This is a genomic window from Planktothrix sp. FACHB-1365 (genome assembly GCF_014697575.1).
Classification (GTDB): domain Bacteria; phylum Cyanobacteriota; class Cyanobacteriia; order Cyanobacteriales; family Microcoleaceae; genus Planktothrix.
Genome location: NZ_JACJSC010000001.1, coordinates 75,953 through 96,994, shown reverse-complemented (window position 1 = coordinate 96,994; position 21,042 = coordinate 75,953). Strand labels below are relative to the sequence as shown.

General features: G+C 38.7%; 20 protein-coding genes and 1 riboswitch. Of the genes, 10 read left to right on the top strand and 10 right to left on the bottom strand.

The features are described from left to right. Positions 1-74 precede the first annotated feature (74 nt). The 3 genes from H6G57_RS00435 to H6G57_RS00425 form a co-directional block, all read right to left on the bottom strand. Complete coding sequence (locus H6G57_RS00435; RefSeq protein WP_190515133.1) at positions 75-269, bottom strand: hypothetical protein; 195 nt, start codon at positions 267-269, stop codon at positions 75-77. A gap of 37 nt (positions 270-306) precedes the next feature. Then, positions 307-396: riboswitch (Glutamine riboswitch) on the bottom strand. Between the two features lie 451 nt (positions 397-847). Continuing rightward, positions 848-2,068: an HhoA/HhoB/HtrA family serine endopeptidase gene (locus H6G57_RS00430; protein WP_190515131.1), complete on the bottom strand. Its 1,221-nt coding sequence runs from the start codon at positions 2,066-2,068 to the stop codon at positions 848-850. 248 nt (positions 2,069-2,316) lie between these two features. Then, positions 2,317-2,751 carry an Hsp20/alpha crystallin family protein gene (locus tag H6G57_RS00425; RefSeq protein ID WP_190515130.1) on the bottom strand — a complete coding sequence of 145 codons (435 nt, stop codon included), beginning with the start codon at positions 2,749-2,751 and terminating at the stop codon, positions 2,317-2,319. A gap of 524 nt (positions 2,752-3,275) precedes the next feature. Here H6G57_RS00425 and H6G57_RS00420 point away from each other — a divergent pair. After that, positions 3,276-5,144, top strand: coding sequence for a chloride channel protein (locus H6G57_RS00420; RefSeq protein ID WP_190515128.1), 1,869 nt, complete (start codon positions 3,276-3,278; stop codon positions 5,142-5,144). Positions 5,145-5,336: 192 nt separating this feature from the next. Here H6G57_RS00420 and H6G57_RS00415 read toward each other — a convergent pair whose 3' ends face one another. Continuing rightward, the gene (locus H6G57_RS00415; RefSeq protein WP_190515126.1) at positions 5,337-5,705 is read right to left on the bottom strand and encodes a response regulator transcription factor; all 369 of its coding nucleotides are present in this window, start codon (positions 5,703-5,705) and stop codon (positions 5,337-5,339) included. Positions 5,706-6,139: 434 nt separating this feature from the next. Between H6G57_RS00415 and purH the strand changes: the two genes are divergently transcribed. From purH to H6G57_RS00395, 4 genes are all read left to right on the top strand, one after another. Next, the gene (purH, locus tag H6G57_RS00410) at positions 6,140-7,687 is read left to right on the top strand and encodes a bifunctional phosphoribosylaminoimidazolecarboxamide formyltransferase/IMP cyclohydrolase (protein ID WP_190515125.1); all 1,548 of its coding nucleotides are present in this window, start codon (positions 6,140-6,142) and stop codon (positions 7,685-7,687) included. Positions 7,688-7,838: 151 nt separating this feature from the next. Continuing rightward, positions 7,839-8,321, top strand: a complete 483-nt coding sequence (folK, locus tag H6G57_RS00405) for a 2-amino-4-hydroxy-6-hydroxymethyldihydropteridine diphosphokinase (protein ID WP_190515122.1) — start codon at positions 7,839-7,841, stop codon at positions 8,319-8,321. Positions 8,322-8,350: 29 nt separating this feature from the next. Continuing rightward, positions 8,351-8,905 carry an NUDIX hydrolase gene (locus tag H6G57_RS00400; protein ID WP_190515121.1) on the top strand — a complete coding sequence of 185 codons (555 nt, stop codon included), beginning with the start codon at positions 8,351-8,353 and terminating at the stop codon, positions 8,903-8,905. A gap of 70 nt (positions 8,906-8,975) precedes the next feature. Further along, positions 8,976-10,409: an FAD-binding domain-containing protein gene (locus tag H6G57_RS00395; RefSeq protein ID WP_190515119.1), complete on the top strand. Its 1,434-nt coding sequence runs from the start codon at positions 8,976-8,978 to the stop codon at positions 10,407-10,409. A 319-nt stretch (positions 10,410-10,728) separates the two neighbouring features. Here the strand turns inward: H6G57_RS00395 and H6G57_RS00390 are convergent, their stop codons facing one another. The 4 genes from H6G57_RS00390 to H6G57_RS29340 all read right to left on the bottom strand — a co-directional run bounded on the left by H6G57_RS00390 (position 10,729) and on the right by H6G57_RS29340 (position 12,736). Next, positions 10,729-11,664, bottom strand: coding sequence for an NAD-dependent epimerase/dehydratase family protein (locus tag H6G57_RS00390; protein ID WP_190515118.1), 936 nt, complete (start codon positions 11,662-11,664; stop codon positions 10,729-10,731). A gap of 150 nt (positions 11,665-11,814) precedes the next feature. Then, positions 11,815-11,979 (bottom strand): hypothetical protein, encoded by a 165-nt coding sequence (locus H6G57_RS00385; protein WP_190515116.1) that lies wholly within the window; start codon positions 11,977-11,979, stop codon positions 11,815-11,817. A 174-nt stretch (positions 11,980-12,153) separates the two neighbouring features. After that, positions 12,154-12,624: a hypothetical protein gene (locus tag H6G57_RS00380; RefSeq protein ID WP_190515114.1), complete on the bottom strand. Its 471-nt coding sequence runs from the start codon at positions 12,622-12,624 to the stop codon at positions 12,154-12,156. After that, positions 12,608-12,736 (bottom strand): hypothetical protein, encoded by a 129-nt coding sequence (locus H6G57_RS29340; protein WP_255528316.1) that lies wholly within the window; start codon positions 12,734-12,736, stop codon positions 12,608-12,610. The genes H6G57_RS00380 and H6G57_RS29340 overlap by 17 nt, the downstream gene beginning before the upstream one ends. 159 nt (positions 12,737-12,895) lie before the next feature. On the opposite strand from H6G57_RS29340, the gene malQ reads away from it, so the two are divergent. Continuing rightward, positions 12,896-14,404: a 4-alpha-glucanotransferase gene (malQ, locus tag H6G57_RS00375; RefSeq protein ID WP_190516246.1), complete on the top strand. Its 1,509-nt coding sequence runs from the start codon at positions 12,896-12,898 to the stop codon at positions 14,402-14,404. A gap of 100 nt (positions 14,405-14,504) precedes the next feature. On the opposite strand, the gene H6G57_RS00370 is transcribed toward malQ, so the two are convergent. Both H6G57_RS00370 and H6G57_RS00365 read right to left on the bottom strand, forming a co-directional pair. Further along, positions 14,505-15,551 (bottom strand): glycosyltransferase 61 family protein, encoded by a 1,047-nt coding sequence (locus tag H6G57_RS00370; protein WP_190515113.1) that lies wholly within the window; start codon positions 15,549-15,551, stop codon positions 14,505-14,507. Positions 15,552-15,627: 76 nt separating this feature from the next. After that, positions 15,628-16,848: a glycosyltransferase gene (locus tag H6G57_RS00365; RefSeq protein WP_190515111.1), complete on the bottom strand. Its 1,221-nt coding sequence runs from the start codon at positions 16,846-16,848 to the stop codon at positions 15,628-15,630. Positions 16,849-17,769: 921 nt separating this feature from the next. Here H6G57_RS00365 and H6G57_RS00360 point away from each other — a divergent pair. The 4 genes from H6G57_RS00360 to H6G57_RS00345 all read left to right on the top strand — a co-directional run bounded on the left by H6G57_RS00360 (position 17,770) and on the right by H6G57_RS00345 (position 21,041). Beyond that, positions 17,770-18,201 carry a CoA-binding protein gene (locus H6G57_RS00360; protein WP_190515109.1) on the top strand — a complete coding sequence of 144 codons (432 nt, stop codon included), beginning with the start codon at positions 17,770-17,772 and terminating at the stop codon, positions 18,199-18,201. 5 nt (positions 18,202-18,206) lie between these two features. Further along, positions 18,207-19,187, top strand: coding sequence for an ABC transporter ATP-binding protein (locus H6G57_RS00355; RefSeq protein ID WP_190515108.1), 981 nt, complete (start codon positions 18,207-18,209; stop codon positions 19,185-19,187). Then, positions 19,174-20,670, top strand: coding sequence for a dolichyl-phosphate-mannose--protein mannosyltransferase (locus tag H6G57_RS00350; RefSeq protein WP_242048835.1), 1,497 nt, complete (start codon positions 19,174-19,176; stop codon positions 20,668-20,670). The genes H6G57_RS00355 and H6G57_RS00350 overlap by 14 nt, the downstream gene beginning before the upstream one ends. A 146-nt stretch (positions 20,671-20,816) precedes the next feature. Beyond that, entirely contained in the window at positions 20,817-21,041 is a 225-nt protein-coding gene (locus H6G57_RS00345) for a hypothetical protein (RefSeq protein WP_190515106.1), read from the top strand. Position 21,042: the final 1 nt, after the last annotated feature.

Below are 21,042 nucleotides of genomic sequence, written 5' to 3'. Positions count from 1 at the left end.
AGTCGCCCCTACAAATAATATTATTGAATTAGAAAATAGGATAAAACCCGATTAATTGGGATTAGCTATTTTCCTCAACCTTTAATTCCTGATAATTGGGAAGGGGTTGTTTGAGCGTCGTTCTGAGAAAGTTCGGGAGCCAGTTGGTGATTGAGAGCCGCAATTAGCTGACGTTTCACTTTTATTGCCCACAAATCGAAATCGAAACTTTCACTGGTCGGAATATCCGATGCGGAAGTTTCGCGCACACGTTCTTTACTCAAAGTCATGGTTTTTCGCCTCCTGTTTCAACTCGCAGTGAAAACAGGCGCGTTCCTTCGGGAGAACTCCCTACTTCCGTCTTCTAGTAGTCTTTTTGGTATTCGAGGATTAGAAGACTACCAAAAGATGAACGATTTCACTACTCTCTTTGATTTTAGCGCCAAAACCGATTAATATCAAATTAGCTTATGCTACTTTTACATAATTCTTATACGTTTTTTGATTCGTCTTTTTTCTTAACCTATCTTTACCGTTGCATCTGTCTTGGGTTCCATCTTCTGGTTCAAAACGGAATAAATTGATTATAATTAGATAGATCGGCTTTGCTAATAGACAAACTGAAGAAGAATGCTGCTGCGAAACCCAGAAAAGCCTCAGAGTTAGATTTCATCAATGATCAAGTTAATTCGGGTCTAAGCTATTAACTTGAACTTTCTTGATTGTTTAAATTTTTATTAATTATTTTAAGGTTTTCTCCTGACAAATGCACTCTTCCTGCAACTGTATTCAGGAAGGGTGCATTTTTTTCTGTAGGATAGGCGATACCTGTCTTCAATTCCTAAATTTTGGGGGTAAAGCCGACAGTTTATCGCAGTGCTTCTTCATTCAATTGACCCGGACGCACTGAAATTTGTTCGATTTTTTGTCCACGATGGAGCGTGATTTTTAGGGGTTGACCAATTTTGCTTTTTTCAACTAAACGCTGTAATTGGTCAGCACTGGTAATGGCTTGTCCATCAATTTCTGTAATCACATCCCCCCGACGCAAACCCATATTTGCGGCTGGACTATTAGGCATAATTTGGACGACTAATACCCCATTGACTTCGGGAATTAACATTAAAGAATTGGGGTCTTGATTGAGTTTTTTTGCCATATCAGCCGTTAAGGTTGCCATGCGAATGCCAATATAAGGATGAGCAATTTTTTCCCCTCGCACTAACGCGGCTTGAATGCTTTTAGCGGCATCAATGGGAATGGCAAATCCAATCCCTTGACCATCAGCGCGAATAGCGGTATTAATGCCAATGACTTCCCCTCTATCATTTAATAACGGCCCCCCAGAATTCCCTGGATTAATAGCCGCATCAGTTTGAATAAAATCTAATCGTTTATCAGGAATTCCGACTTGAGAACTGGGTCGATTTAAGGTACTAACAATTCCCAAGGTAACGGTATTATCTAATCCTAACGGATTTCCTAATGCGATCGCCCAATCTCCCACTTCAACTTCACTGGAATTCCCCAAGGGAGCAACGGGTAAATTATTCCCATTAATTTTAATAACGGCTAAATCAGAAGGGTCATCACTGCCTCGAACTTCCCCTTGAAATTGACGACCATCTTTAAGGGTAACGGTAACTTTATCCGCGCCTTTAATGACATGGGAATTAGTTAAAATAATCCCACTACTATCAACAATAAACCCCGAACCTTGTCCCCGTTGTTGATATTCTTGGGGCATTTGAGGCATTCCTTCCCCAAAGAAACGCCGGAAAAAAGGATCATCAAAAAAAGGATCAGGAATATTGGCAGAAATGGTGCGTTCTGTATCAATTCTAACCACGGCTGGCCCGACTCGATTTACCGCAGCCGAAACAAAATTTCTGGCAGAATTCGGGTTAGGAACCGCAGCCACAGGTTGGGGTTGAGTTGCGGTTTGTATAGGTTCAGCTTGGGCAGAAGTTCCTAAAAAATTGGGAAAAAATTGTAAGCTGGTTACGGTTAACACAACACTTAAAACAGCAACAAAAAGATAACGAATTATCTGATCAAATGTTTTATTTTGGGGCTGGGATTTTGCCATAAATTCATCCTCCACGATCTCAATTGAAGGTTTAGACTGGGACTCTGATTCATTTGGATTCAATGTTATTATCCTCAAATTTAGGATTGTACTTTAGATCAAGAAAAGCGGAAATATTTCCATAAATCCGCTTTCCTGTTTTTTATTATAGTCGAATCTCGTTTAAATTTCGACGGAGATTACCGACTTTTTTGTTTGTCCTTAATTCCAGCCAAACCTTAAACAATTACTAATCCTTGAATCCTCGATTAATTTAAGGTAACCTTAACGACTTTGTTTTTCTCTTCTTCTGCTTTCGGTAAGGTTAGGCTGAGAATTCCATCTTGATAGTCAGCTTGAACTTGGGTGTTTTGAATCCGAGTCGGAAGTGGAATCACACGGTGGAATTTTCCATAATGGAATTCACTTCGAGTTACGCCTTTTTCTTCCGTTTGGATTTGTGATTTTCGTTCCCCCGTAATCGCCACCGCATCAGCACTGACTTGGATGTCTAAATCTTTAGAGTCTATGCCCGGAACTTCCAGTTTCAGGATAACCGCATCGGGTGTTTCGTGGAGTTCCGCCGGAGGAAAGATGGACATTCCCATTTTTTCGGTGGGCAGGGCTAAACTATCAAACAAACGATTCATTTCTCGTTGCAGAGAATCAATTTCTTGGAACGGTTGCCAACGGACTAACGGCATAATCGTTACCTCCATTAACGCTTTTATTTGATACACTATTTATATAGGCTTGATTACAGCCTTTTGATTCTAAGATAATGAATTCGGCCGCCGGGATAATTCGGTTTTAACGAATCAAAAACGGGAAATAGCCGTACTCAAGACAAAATTCAGCAAGTGTTGGCAACTTTAAGCAGATATCGTCTCGGTTAACCGAACGATATTGCAAACTTTGTCAAGTCCAACTGAGAACTGATCGTTGGGACTGAAAGAGAGGAAGGAAGAGGAGTGTTTGATTTTTCCTTCCCCTCAAACGGGTGATCAGTGATCAAGTTGGAATAACTAAGATTAGAAGCCTAAGACGGGTATCAGCATCAGGTCGGACGCCGTAGCGAATGTCCTTTCTGTATGGTCTTGGGTATCCAATCGATGAAATTTGGAGTCCCTGTCCTTTATGGATGAGTACCCTCTTTGGGTTTTAATGCTCCCAAACGTTAGAACTTGTTTTAACTTTTATAAAGATTATTATAATTGTGGGTCTATCAATGACGACTACTCTGCCCAATAATGAGGGCGTCCTCCCGCAGCAAACTGAACTCGCCTCTGTTTCTGTTTCTGACCGCCTAACCAGCCTCTTAAACCGTTTACAGCCCCCCCCGCAATTTTTAATTTTAATGTTTGCCCTCTTAATTGGCGGGGGAACGGGATTAGTTATGGTTTTGTTCCACAAATTAGTGGAACTATTTCAACGGTTAACCCTAGAAGATTTTATGGGGTTAATGATGCCTTTGGGTTTATGGACAATTGCTTTAATTCCACCCCTAGGCGGCTTAATTGTGGGGTTAATTCGCTGTCGTTATCAAGAATTTTTTGGCGAGGGTATTTCTTCGTTAATTAATACCCAAAGAATCCAAATTATTTCCCCCTTAAGACCCTTTATTAAACTATTAGCGGCGGCGATTTCGTTAGGTTCAGGAGCTTCCTTGGGGCCGGAAGGGCCGAGTGTGGAAGTAGGGGCGAATTTAGGGGCAATTTTAGGACAAATTTTTCAAGTTTCAAAAGAACGTTATCGCTTATTATTAGGAGCCGGAGCCGCCGCCGGATTAGCTGCGGGATTTAATGCCCCCATTGCGGGAGTTTTCTTTGCCTTAGAAGTGATTTTAGGCACAAGTTTTGCGGCTTCAGGTGTCGGTTTAGTCTTATTAGCTTCGGTGGTTTCTTCTGTGGTTGCTCGGATTGTTTTGGGTGACCATCCAGCTTTTTCTCCTCCCATTTATGAAGTCCGAAGCAATTGGGAATTATTACTTTATTTAGGATTAGGATGTTTAGCCAGTTTTGTTTCCTTAGCTTATACCCAAGCGATTAAATTTTCTCAACGTTGTTTTCGAGGCGAAATTCCCGCTTTCCTATTTTTAACTAAAATTCCTCGCACCGTTCATCCGATGTTAGGGGGATTATTTGTCGGGATGATTGCGATTCAATTTCCCCATATTCTAGGGCCTGGTTATGGAACCATTCAAGCTTTATTAGAGGAAGGGCAATTTTCTTTAGATTTATTAATGATTTTATTAATTCTGAAAATTATTGCCACTTCTGTCAGTTTAGGGAGTGGATTAGTCGGGGGAATTTTTGCGCCAGCGATGTTTATTGGAGCAACATTAGGCGCGACCTATGGACAAGCCTTAGCCGGTTTATTACACCCCTTTTTACCCGATATTGCACCCCCAGCCGCTTATGCAATGGTGGGAATGGCGGCCGTATTAGCGGCAAGTGTGCGAGCACCATTAACGGCGATTTTATTGTTATTTGAAATGACACAAAATTATTTAATTATTTTACCGTTAATGGCGGCGGTGGGCGTGAGTGTTTTAATTGTCGATGTGGTGCAATCTAATCAATCAGATTCGGGATTAAATTTACAACAAATGGGGGTTTATTTAGAACGACCCAATGAGTTAGAAGTCTTACAAACCATTCGGATTTCTGAAGTCATGGGTCAATCTTATTTAACTCTTCCTTGTTCAATGCCTATTTTAGAGGCGGGTGCGGTGATGGTACGTCTCAATTGTCATACGGCTTTAATCTTAGATGAAACCTCTCAATTAGCGGGATTAGTAACGGTTACAGATATCCGTCGGTCAATTTTTCAAGCCACAAATCAGGAGGAATCTTTAGCGTTAGGACAGCAAAACTTAAAGGCCGTTTGTACAACCGAAATCCTCTGCGCCTATGAAGATGAACCTGTAAAAGCAGCTTTAGAACGCATGGCCGCGCGAGATTTACCCCAGTTACCCGTTGTGACTCGTGAACAGCCCCGTCAAGTTGTTGGCATTATTGAAAAAGAACAAATTGCGTTAGCTTGTAATATTGCGGTTACTAAAGACGCCTTGCAACCGTATTTACCCAATCTGTAGTCATCGCTTTAGGTTCCAAATGGAACTGATAAAATTGAGGACTGATTTTGACTTGATGGGGCTTTTTCCCGAATACTACCCCATCTTTTTTGACCGCAATTTGGCTCCATTTCCTCTAGCCAGGGTTTTTGACGGGGTTGTCACCGCGTGAGGCCCACAGCCCCTCTCAACAGTCAGTGTTGAGATAACCCCTTACTTGCGTAGAAGTTGTTTGATTGTACTCATGAGTTCTTGGGGATGGAAAGGTTTCGAGATATAGGCATCGGCCCCTTGTTTAATCCCCCAGTAGCGATCAAATTCCTCGCTTTTACTCGAACACATGACCACAGGAACATTCTGGGTTTTGGGGTGTTTTTTAATATGACGGCAGAGTTCATAGCCATTCATTTTAGGCATCACAATATCTAACACCACTAAATCCAGATGGTTGATATCTTCAATTTTTTTTAAGGCATCCTCACCATTTTCTGCTGAGATCACCTCCACACCGCTTTTTCGCAACATCTCGGCAATCATCTCTCGGAGGGAGATGCTATCATCGACAATCATGACTGTAGTCATATCCTTTATACTTTCAGCTTGTGAAATTTAAGTTCAACTCAGACTGCGTAGGCTACACCAAGGTTAGCGACCGATTGTTACCTCAAATCTACCCATTTTCGAGAGTTTCTTTGCATTTTTTTATATTTTGTGAATTTGATAGTATCTATACTCCCATTTTATAGGCTCCCATCGCTTAAAGCAGTAGGCATTCTAGCTGCCGTCATGATTCAGCGAACTAACTGAGGGAACATATACATATTCTAGCGGGTTGCCGCGCTTAAAACATCCCCTGATTACGAGTTGGGTTCTTGAGATAGGTGGTGTCGGGGTCGTCATTGAGTTAAAAACGATCACGCCTCTGTCTGAAGGAATCATGAAATAGCCCAGAGAAATTGATCTTAAAGTGTCACAATAGTAAACTGTTGATTTTTTGAGTTTGGGAGTTTTTCTGAATGGCGCGTTTAGCTTTATTGAGTGTATCTGACAAACGCGGACTGATTGAGTTTGCCAAAAGTCTGGTTGAAGAATTAGGATTTGATTTAATTAGTAGTGGCGGGACAGCAACGGCGTTAAAACAAGCGGGACTTCCCGTTACAAAAGTTTCAGATTATACAGGATTTCCTGAAATTTTAGGGGGACGAGTTAAAACCCTCCATCCTCGGATTCACGGAGGGATTTTAGCACGGCGAGATGTGCCTCAAGATGTGACTGAATTAGAAACCCATGAAATTCGTCCCATTGATTTAGTTGTCGTCAATCTTTATCCCTTTGAACAAACCATCGCTAAACCTGATGTAACTTTAGCAGAAGCCATTGAAAATATTGATATTGGTGGCCCGACTTTATTACGAGCATCGGCTAAAAATTATGCCCATTTAACGGTATTATGCAACCCTGAACAATATGGAAATTATTTAGAAGAATTTCGGACAAAAAATGGAGAAATTTCTTTTGAATTTCGTCAACATTGTGCTTTAAAAGCCTTTCAACATACGGGAGCTTATGATCGAGCGATCGCTGCTTATTTAGAACAGCAAGAACTCAGGGAAGATTCCCCTTTACCCCAAAGTTTTGTGTTAGCCGGAACTCAAATTCAATCCTTACGGTATGGTGAAAATCCTCATCAAGCCGCCGCTTGGTATCAAACTGGAACTCAACCGACGGGTTGGGCATCAGGTCAAATTTTGCAGGGTAAACCGTTAAGTTATAATAATTTAGTGGATTTAGAAGCGGCCAGACGAATTATTTGTGAGTTTCCAGATCAACCTGCGGCGGCAATTTTAAAACATACAAATCCCTGTGGAGTTGCTATTGCAGATACCTTAGTTACAGCCTATGAAAAAGCCTTTAATGCCGATTCAACTTCAGCCTTTGGGGGAATTGTTGCCTTAAATCGAGCGATTGATTCAGATACAGCCAAAGCCTTAAGCAAAACCTTTTTAGAATGTATTGTTGCTCCGGGTTGTGATGAAGAAGCGGCTCAAATTCTCAAAAAGAAATCTAACCTGCGAGTCTTAATTTTACCCGATGCCACTCAAGGGCCAAAGGAAATTATTAAACCTATTGCGGGGGGATTTTTAGTTCAAAGTGCCGATGATGTGGTGGAACAATCAACAAACTGGAAAGTTGTAACAGAAAAACAACCCACTCCCGAACAATTGGCAGAATTAATGTTTGCTTGGAAAGTGGTTAAGCACGTTAAATCCAATGCCATTGTTGTGACTAAAAATCAAACAACCTTGGGGGTTGGAGCCGGACAAATGAACCGTGTTGGCTCCGTTGAAATTGCGCTTAAACAAGCCGGAGAAAACGCTAAGGGAGGTGTTCTCGGAAGTGATGCCTTTTTCCCCTTTGATGATTCCGTTCGCACCGCAGCAGCAGCAGGAATTACGGCGATTGTACAACCGGGTGGGAGTATGCGAGATCAAGATTCAATTAATGCGGCAAACGAATTAGGATTAGTCATGGTATTTACTGGAATTCGTCATTTTGTTCATTAAGCTAGAATTACCTTGAAATTAATTTCAGGTTTAAGGGCGAGGAGACCTCGCCCCTACAGTAGATTTTATATTAAGTGTTGTTTAAAATAGATTGACATTAGGCATCAATTATAGTTTCAATGTTAAACCTTGATTTATTCATAACAATAAAATGAAATTAACACCCGTTGCGATCGCATTAGGAAGTAATTTAGGAAATTCTAAAAATAATGTTGAAACCGCATTAAATATTCTTAATAATAATCCTAATATTCACGTAAAATCCTGTTCAAGTTGGTATCAAACCGCCCCTATTGGGCCACCGCAACCGGATTATATTAATGGTTGTGCTATTCTGGATGTTCAACTTAAACCCGATCATCTCTTGGAAACCCTGTTAGCTGTTGAAAACCAACTTGGACGCATCCGTCGGGAACGTTGGGGGCCAAGAACCCTTGACCTAGATTTACTTTTATTTGATGATTTAATCTGGGAAACCCCAATGCTAGAAATTCCCCATCCTCGCATGAGAGAACGAGCATTTGTCTTAGTTCCTCTAGCGGAAATAGCACCGAATTGGGTTGATCCAATCACCGGAAAAACCATCATTCAACTGTTAGAAACCGTTGATTGTTCGGATGTTAAAAAACTTTAATTATCCTATTTTATACCTGCTTCAAAATCATGACAAAACCCGGATCTGAACCCCCAACTATTTTAGAAAATCGTCTGTTTTATCGAGGACGAAAATTCAATTTTGATGTGAATCGTTTACGCCTTCCCAATGGAGTAGAAGGAAACTGGGAATGTATTCGTCATCCGGGTGGAGCGTTAGTCATTCCTGTCACACCTGAAGGAAAATTAGTCTTAGTTAAACAATATCGATTTGCGGTGGAAGGACGCACGTTAGAATTCCCCGCAGGAACCGTTGAACCGGATGAAGATCCGGCGGAAACTGTTAAACGAGAAATCGAAGAAGAAACCGGATATCGTGCCCATCGCTGGCAAAAATTAGGGCAATTTATATTAGCACCGGGTTATTCCGATGAAATTATTTATGTGTTTTTAGCCCAAGATTTAGAGAAATTAGAAACGCCTCCAGAACAAGATGATGATGAAGATATTGATACGCTGTTAATGACACCTGAAGAACTGGAAAAAGCGATTTTAGACGGTGAACCTGTGGATGCTAAAACCATTTCTAGTTTTCTATTAGTTAAACGCCATCTGAAAATTTAATCTTGAGTCTGAATAATATAGATAGATTTCGGTTAAAATAGAATCAGTTTCTATACCGAAATCTAATTCTATGGCGGAAGATTTAATTTTATTTTGGCATCGCCGAGATCTGAGAATACAGGATAATTTAGGCTTAACAAAAGCTTGTCAATCAAGTTCTAAAGTCATTGGTTTATTCTGTTTAGATCCCAATCTTTTAAACCGAGATGATATTGCTCCAGTTCGTGTCACTTACATGATCGGCTGTTTGCAATTTCTTCAAGAAGAATATAAAAAATTAGGCAGTCAATTATTAATTTTACAGGGAGAACCTCAAGAAATTATTCCAAAATTAGCCAGGGAATTAAAGGCTAAAGCGGTTTATTTTAATTTAGATATTGAACCCTTTGCCAGAAACCGCGATCACAGCGTTTCAGAAGCTTTAAAGTCTATTGGAATTAGAACAGAAACAACTTGGGATCAGTTACTTCATTCTCCTGATCAAATATTAACTCAATCCCAAGAACCTTATAAAGTTTATACTCCCTTTTGGCGCAATTGGAGTCTGAAACCTAAAGCGAAACCTCAACCTATATTCTCTAAACCGTTAATCAATTTAACGGAAACTGAACAAGAATTAGCCAAAACTATTGGGGTGATTTCTCTACCTTCTGCAAAAGAATTAGGCTTTATTTGGGATAATTTTTTAATTTTAGAACCTGGAGAAATTGCGGCTCAAGAACGATTAGAGGAATTTTGCGATCGCGCTCTTTATGAATATGATGAACAGCGAAATTTTCCGGCTATTGATGGCACGTCTCAACTGAGTGCAGCGTTAAAATTTGGGGTGATTAGTATTAGAATTGTTTGGCAAAAAACGATAGAAGCGATGGAAAATTGCCGCAGTGATGAAACCCGAAATCAAATACAATCTTGGCAACAGGAACTCGCTTGGCGGGAATTTTATCAACACGCTTTATATCATTTTCCTGAATTGGAATTAGGCGCCTATCGAGAACCTTTTAAAACCTTTCCTTGGCAGAATAATGAACAGTATTTTCAAGCTTGGTGTGAGGGAAAAACGGGATATCCCATTGTTGATGCGGCGATGCGACAACTTCAGGAAATTGGCTGGATGCACAACCGTTGTCGGATGATCGTTGCGAGTTTTTTAACCAAGGATTTAATTATTAATTGGCAATGGGGAGAAAAATATTTTATGCAAACCTTAATTGATGGGGATTTAGCCTCTAATAATGGCGGATGGCAATGGAGTGCATCGAGTGGAATGGATCCAAAACCGTTAAGGATTTTTAACCCGGCTAGTCAAGCCCAAAAATTTGATCCTGAAGCGGAATATATTCGTCAATGGTTGCCCGAATTAAGGTCTTTAGAAACGGAACAATTAGTGACAGGAAAAATATCATCTCGCGATCGCAAATCCTGCGGTTATCCCCAACCCATTGTTGATCATAATCAACAGCAACGTTTGTTTAAACAACTATATCAAGAGCAAAAACTTTAAGAGCCCAGAAACCGGGTTTTTCTCCTAGCTTTTCATTTTCCAATCAAGCTGTCTACAAAAACCCGGTTTCTTATTCTAGCTAGGGGTTCAGAAACCGGGTTTTTCTCCTAGCTTTTCATTTTCCAATCAAGCTGTCTACAAAAACCCGGTTTCTTATTCTAGCTAGGGGTTCAGAAACCGGGTTTTTCTTCTAACTTTTTGATTTCCAATCAAGCATTCTGCAAAAACCCGGTTTCTTATTCTAGTTAGGGGCTCAGAAACCGGGTTTTTCTCCTAGCTTTTCGTTTTCCAATCAAGCATTCTGCAAAAACCCGGTTTCTCATTCTGCTTTTATAATCTCATCATCCGTTGAAAAATCAACATCTGCTTGGTCGAGTTTTCGGGCTAAATAATCATTTTGAAACGAATCTTTTAAACCAGAAATTAAATCAAATTCAGGTTTCCAGTTTAAATCTTGCATGGCTTTATGAACATCCGCAAAAAAGTGTTGTACACGCATCGGGAACGCTTTACGTTTGCCAAAATCAAACTGTTTGGGATCATAATGAATCAGTTGCAGAGAATCTAAGGATTTACCCGCAGCAACAGCACAAGCTTTCGCTAAACCATCAAAGGTAACATAACGTTCTCCAGAAATATTATACACCTGACCAATAGCTTTTTCATTGCCTAAAACTGCCGCCATTGCTGTTGCTAAATCTTTCACATGACCTAACTGGGTAATATGAAATCCATTCCCAGGAATTGGAATAGGACGATCTTTAACAATGCGATCAAAAAACCAAGATTCTAAGGGATTATAATTTAATGGCCCATAAATATAGGTGGGGCGAATTGATGTCCAAGGTAAATTTTGAGCTTGTAAATAACTCTCAGTTTCGTATTTGCCTAAATGGCGACTTTTGGGATCAGTAGCATCCCCTTCAATATGAGGCATTTGATCGGATTTTAAATAAACACCCGCCGAACTCATATACACAAAATGTTTCACCCGATTTTTGAATAAATCTGCTAACGGTTTGGTATCACTGAGTTCTCGTCCGTTATTATCAAAAATAGCATCAAATTCTTCATGGGCTAATTTGTCTTGAATTTGGGCTGCATCGGTGCGATCGCCATGAATTTGTTGAAGTCCTTCAATAGGTGCAGGTTTTTTACCGCGATTAAATAAAACAACATCATGTCCTTGTTCAACTAAAAGTTTCGTTAAATAAACCCCAATAAATCGGGTTCCACCCATGATTAAAATTCGCATTTCTATTTCCTAAAACAGTTCAATCCTTACCCCCAGCAGAATAAAAGTCCTCATCCTGATGGGTTCTTATTTAATATTCATATCGAATAAAGGTACCATCGTCAACTGATTGAAGAAGGTTAAGTTTGCAACCTCCCCGTGAAAATTAAATTACTGATGCCATAAAACTTGGGGAGAAACAGCATGATGGGGTGTATCAACCTGTGCCGGAATGGTAGATTTAGATGAAAAAAAGATTCGATAAACAATACCGGGCAATATTGATAAGGCGATCATCACTGTTGCCAGTATCCCGATATAATGTAGACGTTTCATATTGGTATTTGGCAAAGGGTTTATTGAGTCAGCTTGGCTATAGTATGCCTAAAATCCTATGTTTTTCCCTCATCCTAGTGAATGAATTCTTTAGATAGAGTTGAGGTATTTTGAACGAACATTAAACGTTAAGGTTCAGTTATGCCCCAAACTCTACAGTTAAAAAAACAGCGATTAATAAATATAAATTGCGCCTGTATTTTGGATATTAATCGCATTATCTCCTGCAACACCAGCAGCCGTTTTTACGGTCACATTAACACTATTATCCTGTACATCAATCCGATAGTCAAGGACGGCAGCCCTGCCTATAGAATTAATCACAAGATCAGAATTTTTCGGAACATTATTCATCGTATAACTGCCACCCGGAGAGATTTGAGTGTTAATTTGTCCCGTCGTTAATCCTGTTTCTAAGTTGTATCCGGTTTCATTAGTAATTGTCACCGTGACAGGCTGATTAGGATTAATTCTAGCGACAGGTTGCCAAGCACCTGGGGTATAAGTTTGGGCGGGAGTTCCTTGAATAACGGGAATATCAATTGCATCCTGAGCTTGAACCGAGGATAAAGATAAAACAAGATTCCCGATACTCAAACAACCTGTTAATAAAAAGGGATGGAAAAGATTAAGAAATTTGATCATTGATTTTACCATGTCCTAAAGGGGATGCTGCTATCGTTGTTAGTTGAGAAACTACTGATTCAATCATATCAATTCCTGAAATCAGCAACCGGAAGTTTAAGCAAATATCCATAACAGCCAATTTGGGGATTAAAATGGGTTCTAACACCTGTCTGTCAGAGAATCTAGCTTCCTTTGATTCCCAGTTTAGCAATTCCCTATCGTTAGAAAGATGTTATTGGTTGGGATTTATGTTATTTTTATCCACAGGAAAAATTAGCAAAATATTGTGATGTTATTTCAGCGTTCTAGTGGAATTTTACTCCATCCTACCTCTTTTCCCAGTCAACATGGCATTGGAGATCTCGGAAAATCAGCTTATGAATTTATTGATTTTTTAAAGCGTAGCGGTTATAAATTGTGGCAAATTTTACCTCTAGGGCCAACGGCAGAAGAACATTCTCCTTATATTATGAATTATAGCACGTTTGCCGGAAATCCTTTAATGATTAATTTAGAAAGATTAGTCCAAGAAGGATTATTAGAAGCTGAAGAAATTGTTTCATTAGAGGGAAAAGATCCCCATAAAGTTAATTTTGAAATTGTTGTTCCCCATAAAGCTTTATATCTTCAAAAAGCTTACACTCGCTTTAAAAAACAATTAGAACATCAACCTGATACTGAATTTGAAACATTTTGCCAAAAACATTCAGCTTGGTTAAATGATTATGCCTTATTTATGGCTTTATTAGAAGCCCACGAAAGCAAAGCTTGGAATTATTGGGAACCTGCCTTAGCTCATCGAGAACCTGATGCGTTAAAAGCCAAAACTGAAGAATTACAAGAACCGATATTATATCAAAAATTTCTGCAATTTTTATTCTTTAAGCAGTGGGAAGATCTGCGCCATTATGCCAATGAACAGGGAATTAAAATTATTGGTGATATTTCTATTTATGTTTGCCACAATAGCGTTGATGTTTGGGCAAATTCTGAGCTATTTCAACTAAATCCTGATACCTTAGAACCCACCTATATTGCGGGAGTTCCCCCGGATTTCTTTAGTGAAACTGGACAACTTTGGGGGAATCCGATCTATAATTGGGATGCCATGCAAAAAACAAAATTTGCTTGGTGGATTCAACGATTTAAAACGACCTTAGAATATGTAGATTATGTACGGATTGATCATTTTCGCGCCTTTGAAGCCTATTGGCGTGTTCCGGGGGGAGAAAAAAATGCAATCAAAGGAGAATGGATTAAAGCACCCGGTTATGAATTTTTTGATTTACTGAAACAAGCACTGGGAGATTTACCCGTTTTAGCGGAAGATTTAGGAATTATTACCCCGGAAGTTGAACAATTACGAGATCATTATGATTTTCCAGGGATGAAAATCTTACAATTTGGCTTTGGAGGGGATGCAAATAGTGTACATCTTCCCCATAATTATGTTCAAAATTGTTTAGTTTATACGGGAACCCATGATAATGATACGGCTATCGGTTGGTGGGAAACGGCTAATACACAAGAAAAACAATATTTTGCTGAATATTTAGGGTATTCTTCCCCCGACGAAATCACAAATATTAACTGGGTGATGATTCGTTTAGCCTTAAGTTCCGTTGCCAGTTTAGCGATTATTCCCCTCCAGGATATCCTGAGTTTAGGACATAGTGCCCGCATGAATGATCCCCGTGATAATGCTGGAAATTGGCGTTGGCGTTATGAAAGTTCGGAATTATTGACTCAGGAATTAAGTGATCAATTGTTGAAATTAAATCGATTATACGGTCGATAAAAATGGGTCTGGGGTGTAGGGAAATGGATACAAATCCCATGTAGGGGCGAGGTAACCTCGCCCCTACGATATTTTTGTTTAAGTCCCATTAGCTTATTTCTTAGCTTAGTCTGGAATGAATTAAATCCAGGGTTTTTGCCAAGTTTTCTATACTAATTTCAAATCCATGATCAACCTGTGTACCCACAACAAAAGCATATTTAATTCCTAAGCAATCTACTCGACCTTTGTAGACATTATTAAATCGATAAGGCGGTTGTAACGTCAATATAACACCATCTTGAGCGACGGTAAATAATCCATTGGCTAATTGACTTCCTTCAACTCCAACAATAATTTTAGTTCCTAGAGATTGACGTATAATTTCCCGCGCGGGTGTTTTTTCTGGGTCAATAATAGTAAAGCCTTGACTTCTCAAAAATTCAGCAACTTCATCCTCATTACAGAGATATCGCTGAATGCCTGACTTTCCCCGTAATAACATCACACCTGGACTCACTGACGACGAACCGAGATACTTAATTTTAGACCGAATAGATTCATATCGTTCCCGTTTAAATTGATTTTGGGCATAATCTTGAATTATGATCAATTCGTTAAATTTAGCTTGGGTAACAGGAGTAGAATTGATCTCAAAAAGATGGCTATATTCGATTTGATTAGGGCTCAGTTTCTGAGACGTTCTAACGGCTGTTGCTAATTGTTTCGCTGCCCAATGCAAAACAACATCATCGGTCATCCAATGACCAAAGTAACGATTTCCACAAAACGTACAAGCGAGTGCAGCTTCAGCAATATATTTTGTTTCACCGTGATTAAACCATGATTCTTTTGTTGTGGTCAAAGGAACTTTCATCGCGCCTTTATAAATATATCCATTGTGGATTTGTACATCTCTCAACCGATAAGCTATTGTTGCTGCGTGTTCAGTTATTCCTCCTTGTATTCGTTGCAATTCCTTTGCATAAGTTGTTTCTGCGGGAACACCTGTTACTTGATCAAGTTCTCCGGGTAAGTAGATGGCAGGGGGAGAAATTGAACTGTGACCTGCATAAAGAGTCCATTGTTTTTCACATAACTCTTGATAGGTTTTTCGTCCCATTAAAAGGCGCAATCCTCGCTGTTTTAAAAAAGCTGAATTGATCATAAAACTGTAATTAGATACTGTTGTTTAACGTTTTTAAACTGAATACAATTTCAGGATTTAATCATGAATTAGAGTGCTATTGTACTCTGGCATAATTTCCTGTAGAAACAACGTCTTCTTTATAATTGGCTATTTCTTGAATGTGAGCAATCCTTTTTTTAAAGGTTTTGTCAAATGTATGTTGTTTTGCAAATTCAATCGATTTATAAGATTCAGCAACAATCAGTTCCCGATTCTCGTTTAATTGGGCAATTTTTTGCGCTAATAAATCCGGTCGGTTCATCTTCACAAACCAACCCGCTTGGGAATAATTGACAACACCAACAAAGGCTTCATTATCATATCCCACAATCGGAACACCACAACTCATAGTTTCTAAATAGGTACAAGACGGATCACCTTGGCGATGGCAACAGATAAATAAATCTATATTTTTCTGCACAAAGGGAACCAGTTCGTTTTTAAATTCCAGAATTCCGGGCATTTTAATAAACTCAGAAAGTCCTTTTTGCTGAATTTGTTGTTGCATTGTTTCTTTGAGTTCTCCATCCCCACAAATAAACATCTCGAATTTAACCCCAAGGGCTTTAAGATGTTCAGCAACTGAAATTAAGTGATCCGCACCTTTCATTTTAATTAAACGCCCAGAAAATAGTAAACGCAGAGGTTCTCTTTCTAAACAGTGAGACGTTCTTGCCTGTAAATTTGCAGAACTGATTGTCATCTCTTCTGTAATTCTAGCATCAAAATAAAGGAAAGGATTGGAGTTAATATTGTGATAAGCTTCGTAAGTGGGAATGCCATTACACTGTACGCCATTGGCTATGGATATCGCTTGCCGTTGTTTGAATTCTTGCGAAATTTGCCACCAATATCTTCTTAACCTGAGAAGCGGATTTTGAGTGGTCGCATTGATAATCTGTATTCGAGTCTTTAAGCTATACTCAGTAATATAAAGGCAGGGAATATTATGAGATTTACAAACTTTGCTAATCTGATTGTGTCTATAACTTGCACTAATTACAAAAACAGAATTTTCGTGCAATTCTTGACGTTCCCCAAGGAAGTCTAAGTTAACCACTTCTATTTTAAAAGGCAATAGATTAATATTAACTACTATATTATCAAGGTTATTGGTTAAGATATTCTCTTCCTCTATGAGGACTTTGATGGAACCTTGCCAATACTTTTGATACTCAAGAACACCATCAATAAACTTTTGAGTGATGATCAGTTGGTTGTCTGATACTTTTTTAGCTTTTAATGCAGGAAGTAAAATCAATTGGCAGGAATTCATAGTTCTGTTTCCTTATTCAAAAAGTCGGATTGATTTTGGGGTACTGAAGTAACTCTCTGTGTTAATCAATTATATGAAATACTGAAATTTTAGCTCAATATAATTGATGAGTAAAGGAGCAGAGGAAAAGCGGGTGCTAATTACTATTCCTTCTGGCGTATTCCTTATTTCTTATTCCCTTTTATAGAATACTTTTTTCTATTTCAGATTATAACTTATGAATATAAAATTGGATTGAATATCCAACTTTTTTACAATTCATAAGTAGCAATAAGCCGGACAGTTTTGATAAAAACGGCTGAAATGTTGATTTTGTTCAGTTTATATTTTTGATCAACAATTTTATTTAAAAAAAGTTAAACATTGATTGATAATAAGAAGGGAATAGGGTTTCAGAGAGGTTTTCAATAATTCCAACATCGGGACGGATTTCTATATTGACTCTAACTGTCAAGGGAAAATTACTGTATTGTTGAGTACGGATATTAATTTCAATCCTGAGCAACACTTTGGGTATTATCAAGCTCGTTTTCCCTGCTTTGGGTGCAGTGTTGTAGGTTTTATGCACAAATTAATGATTTTGTCAAGATACCCCTCAACTACTTCAGTTATTTCTCCCTAAAATTGGGTATCGCCAACCGGAAATTTAGTCACAAAACCCAGATATTTAACGACAGAATCAGGGTTGTAGACTTTATTTTGGCAAATAGACACAATAAACCCTTGAGAGGTATTTCCTAAAGTATACCAGAACCCCTATAATCTCGTCAACTATTTGAGATTAATTCTCAATCTAATATCAAGATTCCATGATAAAATTTTAAAGATTAAAATTATCTGCAAGGATAAATTAGAAATACTTAACTTGGTAGTAGCGATTAGACCATTAGGTACAATACAGTCACCTAATCTATGTGAAATATGTCAATTAATCTCAATCAAGACGATACAGCAATGCGGGAGGTTTTAACCCACGGGAGAGTAATTGCTCTGGTGGGATATTCCAATAAACCGGAACGAGCCAGTTATCAAGTGGGGCAATTTTTGCGAAACGTAGGTTATCGGGTTTACCCCGTTAATCCGGCCTTCACGGAAATTGACAATCAACCCTGTTATCCGAATTTAACAGCAATTCCTGAACCGATTGATATTGTAAATGTATTTCGCCGTTCTGAATTTTTAACAGAAATTGTCGAAGAAGCGATCGCGGTTCAAGCAAAAACCGTTTGGGCGCAAACTGGGATTTTTGAGGCTCAAGCCGCCGAAATTGCTTTAAAGGCGGGGTTGAATATAGCGATGAATTGTTGTATTAAAATAGAATATTACCGCCTAAACATTCCTATTCATCCGTGACACTTATGGATTCGGCTATCGAGGTCAAAGATTCCTCTTTAATTCCGCCTTTAAACCCTGTGGTAAAAACCCAGAACTTAGGGAAATTTTATCGTACAGGTTTTTGGATGAATCAAAAGATTGAATCCTTAAAAAACTGTACTTTAACAATTCAGGCTGGGGAAACCTTTGGCTTATTAGGACAAAATGGTGCGGGGAAAACCACCTTATTAAAAACCTTATTAGGAATTGTACGTCCGACATCAGGTTCAGGATTATTATTAGGGAAACCCATTGGCGATCGCCACGTTAAACAACGAGTGGGATATTTACCCGAAAATCCCTATTTTTATGATCATCTCACAGGATGGGAATTTTTAGAATTTGCCGCCGGACTATTTCAAATTCCCAAATCAATCCAACGTCAACGCATTCCCCAATTATTAGATTTAGTCGGATTAGCAAAATCCGCCGCCATTAAAAAGCAAATGCGTCAATATTCTAAGGGAATGTTACAACGGGTAGGCATGGCGCAAGCCTTAATTAATGATCCTGAAGTGGTGTTTTTAGATGAACCCATGTCAGGACTTGACCCAATGGGACGGTATCAAATTCGGGAAATTATTTTATCGTTAAAAGCACAGAATAAAACCATTTTTTTCAATAGTCATGTTTTATCCGATGTGGAGAAAGTTTGCGATCGCATTGCAATTTTAGCAGAAGGAGAATTGATTAGCATGGGTTCTCTGGATGATTTATTAGGAACAACTCAAACCTACGCTGTTAAAGGAAAAGGGGGGGATGTGAATAGTCTAAAAAATTGGATATCGGATTTAGAAGTCGATCAAGACTATTGGGAAGGACATCTCAAAGCTGATCCCGAAGTGTTTTTGGGCGTATTAAAAGAAATGGATGCTCAACTGTTTAGTTTGAATTTAGCGCGATTAACCTTAGAAGAATTTTTTATGCAGAAGTTAAAAGAAAGGGGGATTCATGCCAGTGGTTAATAAAAACAGTAATACCTCTCGATCTCTACTTCCAGTCTCCGGGTTTACCTTGGGAATGCTCACAATATTTATCGGGTCTATCCTCCTCAGATTTTGGGGTTTAAGCCGATTTAATACCTTAGTCTTTGATGAAGTGTATTATGCTAAATTTGGCAATAATTATTTAACCCAAACTCCTTTTTTTAATTCCCATCCTCCCGTCAGCCAATATTTAATCGCCATAGGAATTTGGCTAGGTTCTAAACTGCCCTTTGGACACGAAACTGTTAATCAGTTAACAGGTTCTACCCTCTCAACCTGGAGTTATCGCTGGTTTAATGCGTTATTTGGTTCCTTTATTCCTTTAATTGTCGGTGCGATCGCTTATCAACTTACTCACCGTCGTAGTTATACCTTAATTGCTACTTTTTTAATGGCAATTGATGGATTATTTATTGTTGAATCCCGTTATGCCTTAAGTAATATTTATATTGTTTTTTTTGGATTATTAGGACAACTTTTCTTTTTAATTGCCTTACAAAAAAAAGGGCTAAACCGTTGGTTTTGGATGAGTTTAGCTGGAATAGGATTAGGACTTTCTATTGCAACTAAATGGAATGGATTAGGATTTTTAGTTGGAATTGATGGAATAGTTATCGCAGGTTTTATCGTTCAAAAAATGAGCGAAAAATCAGACAATAAACCGACCGAAAGTTCTTTTAAATCTCCCCTAGAAAACCTAACTCAACTCACCCCGATTTTAATGGGAGTAACTTTAATTCTGATTCCTATTCTAGTTTATATTATTGCTTGGCTTCCCCATTTACAACAAAATCCGACTCCGGGTTTTTGGGGACTTCAAACTAAAATCTGGGGTTATCATCAAAACTTAGGAGATGGGGAAAAAGTGCATCCCTACTGTTCTAAATGGTACAGTTGGCTTTTAATGTTACGACCCGTCGCTTATTTTTTCACCAAAGTTGAAGCCACAACGCCCCCTAATCCTATTTTACCGTTAAATAATCCTGAGCAACTCCCCCTGATTTATGCCGTTCATGCGATGGGAAATCCATTTTTATGGTGGTTATCAACCTTAGCGAGTCTCTTATTAATAGGAATGTTAATTCAACGAATTTGGAGGGAGATATCCGTTCAATTTTCCCGGTTAAAACCCCAATTTTCCCTACAATTTCCCCCAACACCTGAACTGTGGTTAACAACATTTCTTACCCTAAATTGGTTGGCTAATATATTACCTTGGGTGAAAGTAACACGTTGTTTATTTATTTACCATTACATGACAGGGTTTGTTTTTAGTTGTATGGCTTTAGCTTGGTGGTTAGAACGCTGGTTATATAGCCATAAACCTCAATTTCGGTGGCTTGGAGGTACGGTTATTTGCCTAGTTTTATTCGGTTTTTTGTATTGGATGCCTTTATATTTAGGTTTGCCTATGTCTCCTGGACAGTGGAAAATGCGGATGTGGTTTCAGTCCTGGATTTAATTTTCAGAGTTTAGCACCGAGCAGCAATACTTGTGAGATGAATCACAGAAATCGGTAAGGATTATCACAAACAAAATTGACAAAAATTACGGAAATGTCAAGCCGGATCAAGAAGAATTGGAATAGGTTCTATACAATTTACTGCTATGAATACTAATAACTCTGATTCTAAAACCAATCCGATCACAGACTCTCAAGATCAACAATTAGATGCGATCGCTAAACTGGCGATCTTAAGTTTAACATGGTCATTAGCCGATCTCTCAAAAAAAAATAGATCCGACTCCCATTCAGAAACAACCACTCCCAAAATCTACATTAACTTGTCTGGATTAAAAGACGAGATTTCTTACCCGGAATCTCCTCCGTAAG

Excerpts from the sequence above, each read along its gene's own strand:
- H6G57_RS00435 (WP_190515133.1), bottom strand. The coding sequence starts at position 269 with ATGACTTTGAGTAAAGAACGTGTGCGCGAAACTTCCGCATCGGATATT.
- H6G57_RS00430 (WP_190515131.1), bottom strand. The coding sequence starts at position 2,068 with ATGGCAAAATCCCAGCCCCAAAATAAAACATTTGATCAGATAATTCGT.
- H6G57_RS00425 (WP_190515130.1), bottom strand. The coding sequence starts at position 2,751 with ATGCCGTTAGTCCGTTGGCAACCGTTCCAAGAAATTGATTCTCTGCAA.
- H6G57_RS00420 (WP_190515128.1), top strand. The coding sequence starts at position 3,276 with ATGACGACTACTCTGCCCAATAATGAGGGCGTCCTCCCGCAGCAAACT.
- H6G57_RS00415 (WP_190515126.1), bottom strand. The coding sequence starts at position 5,705 with ATGACTACAGTCATGATTGTCGATGATAGCATCTCCCTCCGAGAGATG.
- purH (WP_190515125.1), top strand. The coding sequence starts at position 6,140 with ATGGCGCGTTTAGCTTTATTGAGTGTATCTGACAAACGCGGACTGATT.
- folK (WP_190515122.1), top strand. The coding sequence starts at position 7,839 with ATGAAATTAACACCCGTTGCGATCGCATTAGGAAGTAATTTAGGAAAT.
- H6G57_RS00400 (WP_190515121.1), top strand. The coding sequence starts at position 8,351 with ATGACAAAACCCGGATCTGAACCCCCAACTATTTTAGAAAATCGTCTG.
- H6G57_RS00395 (WP_190515119.1), top strand. The coding sequence starts at position 8,976 with ATGGCGGAAGATTTAATTTTATTTTGGCATCGCCGAGATCTGAGAATA.
- H6G57_RS00390 (WP_190515118.1), bottom strand. The coding sequence starts at position 11,664 with ATGCGAATTTTAATCATGGGTGGAACCCGATTTATTGGGGTTTATTTA.
- H6G57_RS00385 (WP_190515116.1), bottom strand. The coding sequence starts at position 11,979 with ATGAAACGTCTACATTATATCGGGATACTGGCAACAGTGATGATCGCC.
- H6G57_RS00380 (WP_190515114.1), bottom strand. The coding sequence starts at position 12,624 with ATGATCAAATTTCTTAATCTTTTCCATCCCTTTTTATTAACAGGTTGT.
- H6G57_RS29340 (WP_255528316.1), bottom strand. The coding sequence starts at position 12,736 with ATGGATATTTGCTTAAACTTCCGGTTGCTGATTTCAGGAATTGATATG.
- malQ (WP_190516246.1), top strand. The coding sequence starts at position 12,896 with ATGTTATTTCAGCGTTCTAGTGGAATTTTACTCCATCCTACCTCTTTT.
- H6G57_RS00370 (WP_190515113.1), bottom strand. The coding sequence starts at position 15,551 with ATGATCAATTCAGCTTTTTTAAAACAGCGAGGATTGCGCCTTTTAATG.
- H6G57_RS00365 (WP_190515111.1), bottom strand. The coding sequence starts at position 16,848 with ATGAATTCCTGCCAATTGATTTTACTTCCTGCATTAAAAGCTAAAAAA.
- H6G57_RS00360 (WP_190515109.1), top strand. The coding sequence starts at position 17,770 with ATGTCAATTAATCTCAATCAAGACGATACAGCAATGCGGGAGGTTTTA.
- H6G57_RS00355 (WP_190515108.1), top strand. The coding sequence starts at position 18,207 with ATGGATTCGGCTATCGAGGTCAAAGATTCCTCTTTAATTCCGCCTTTA.
- H6G57_RS00350 (WP_242048835.1), top strand. The coding sequence starts at position 19,174 with ATGCCAGTGGTTAATAAAAACAGTAATACCTCTCGATCTCTACTTCCA.
- H6G57_RS00345 (WP_190515106.1), top strand. The coding sequence starts at position 20,817 with ATGAATACTAATAACTCTGATTCTAAAACCAATCCGATCACAGACTCT.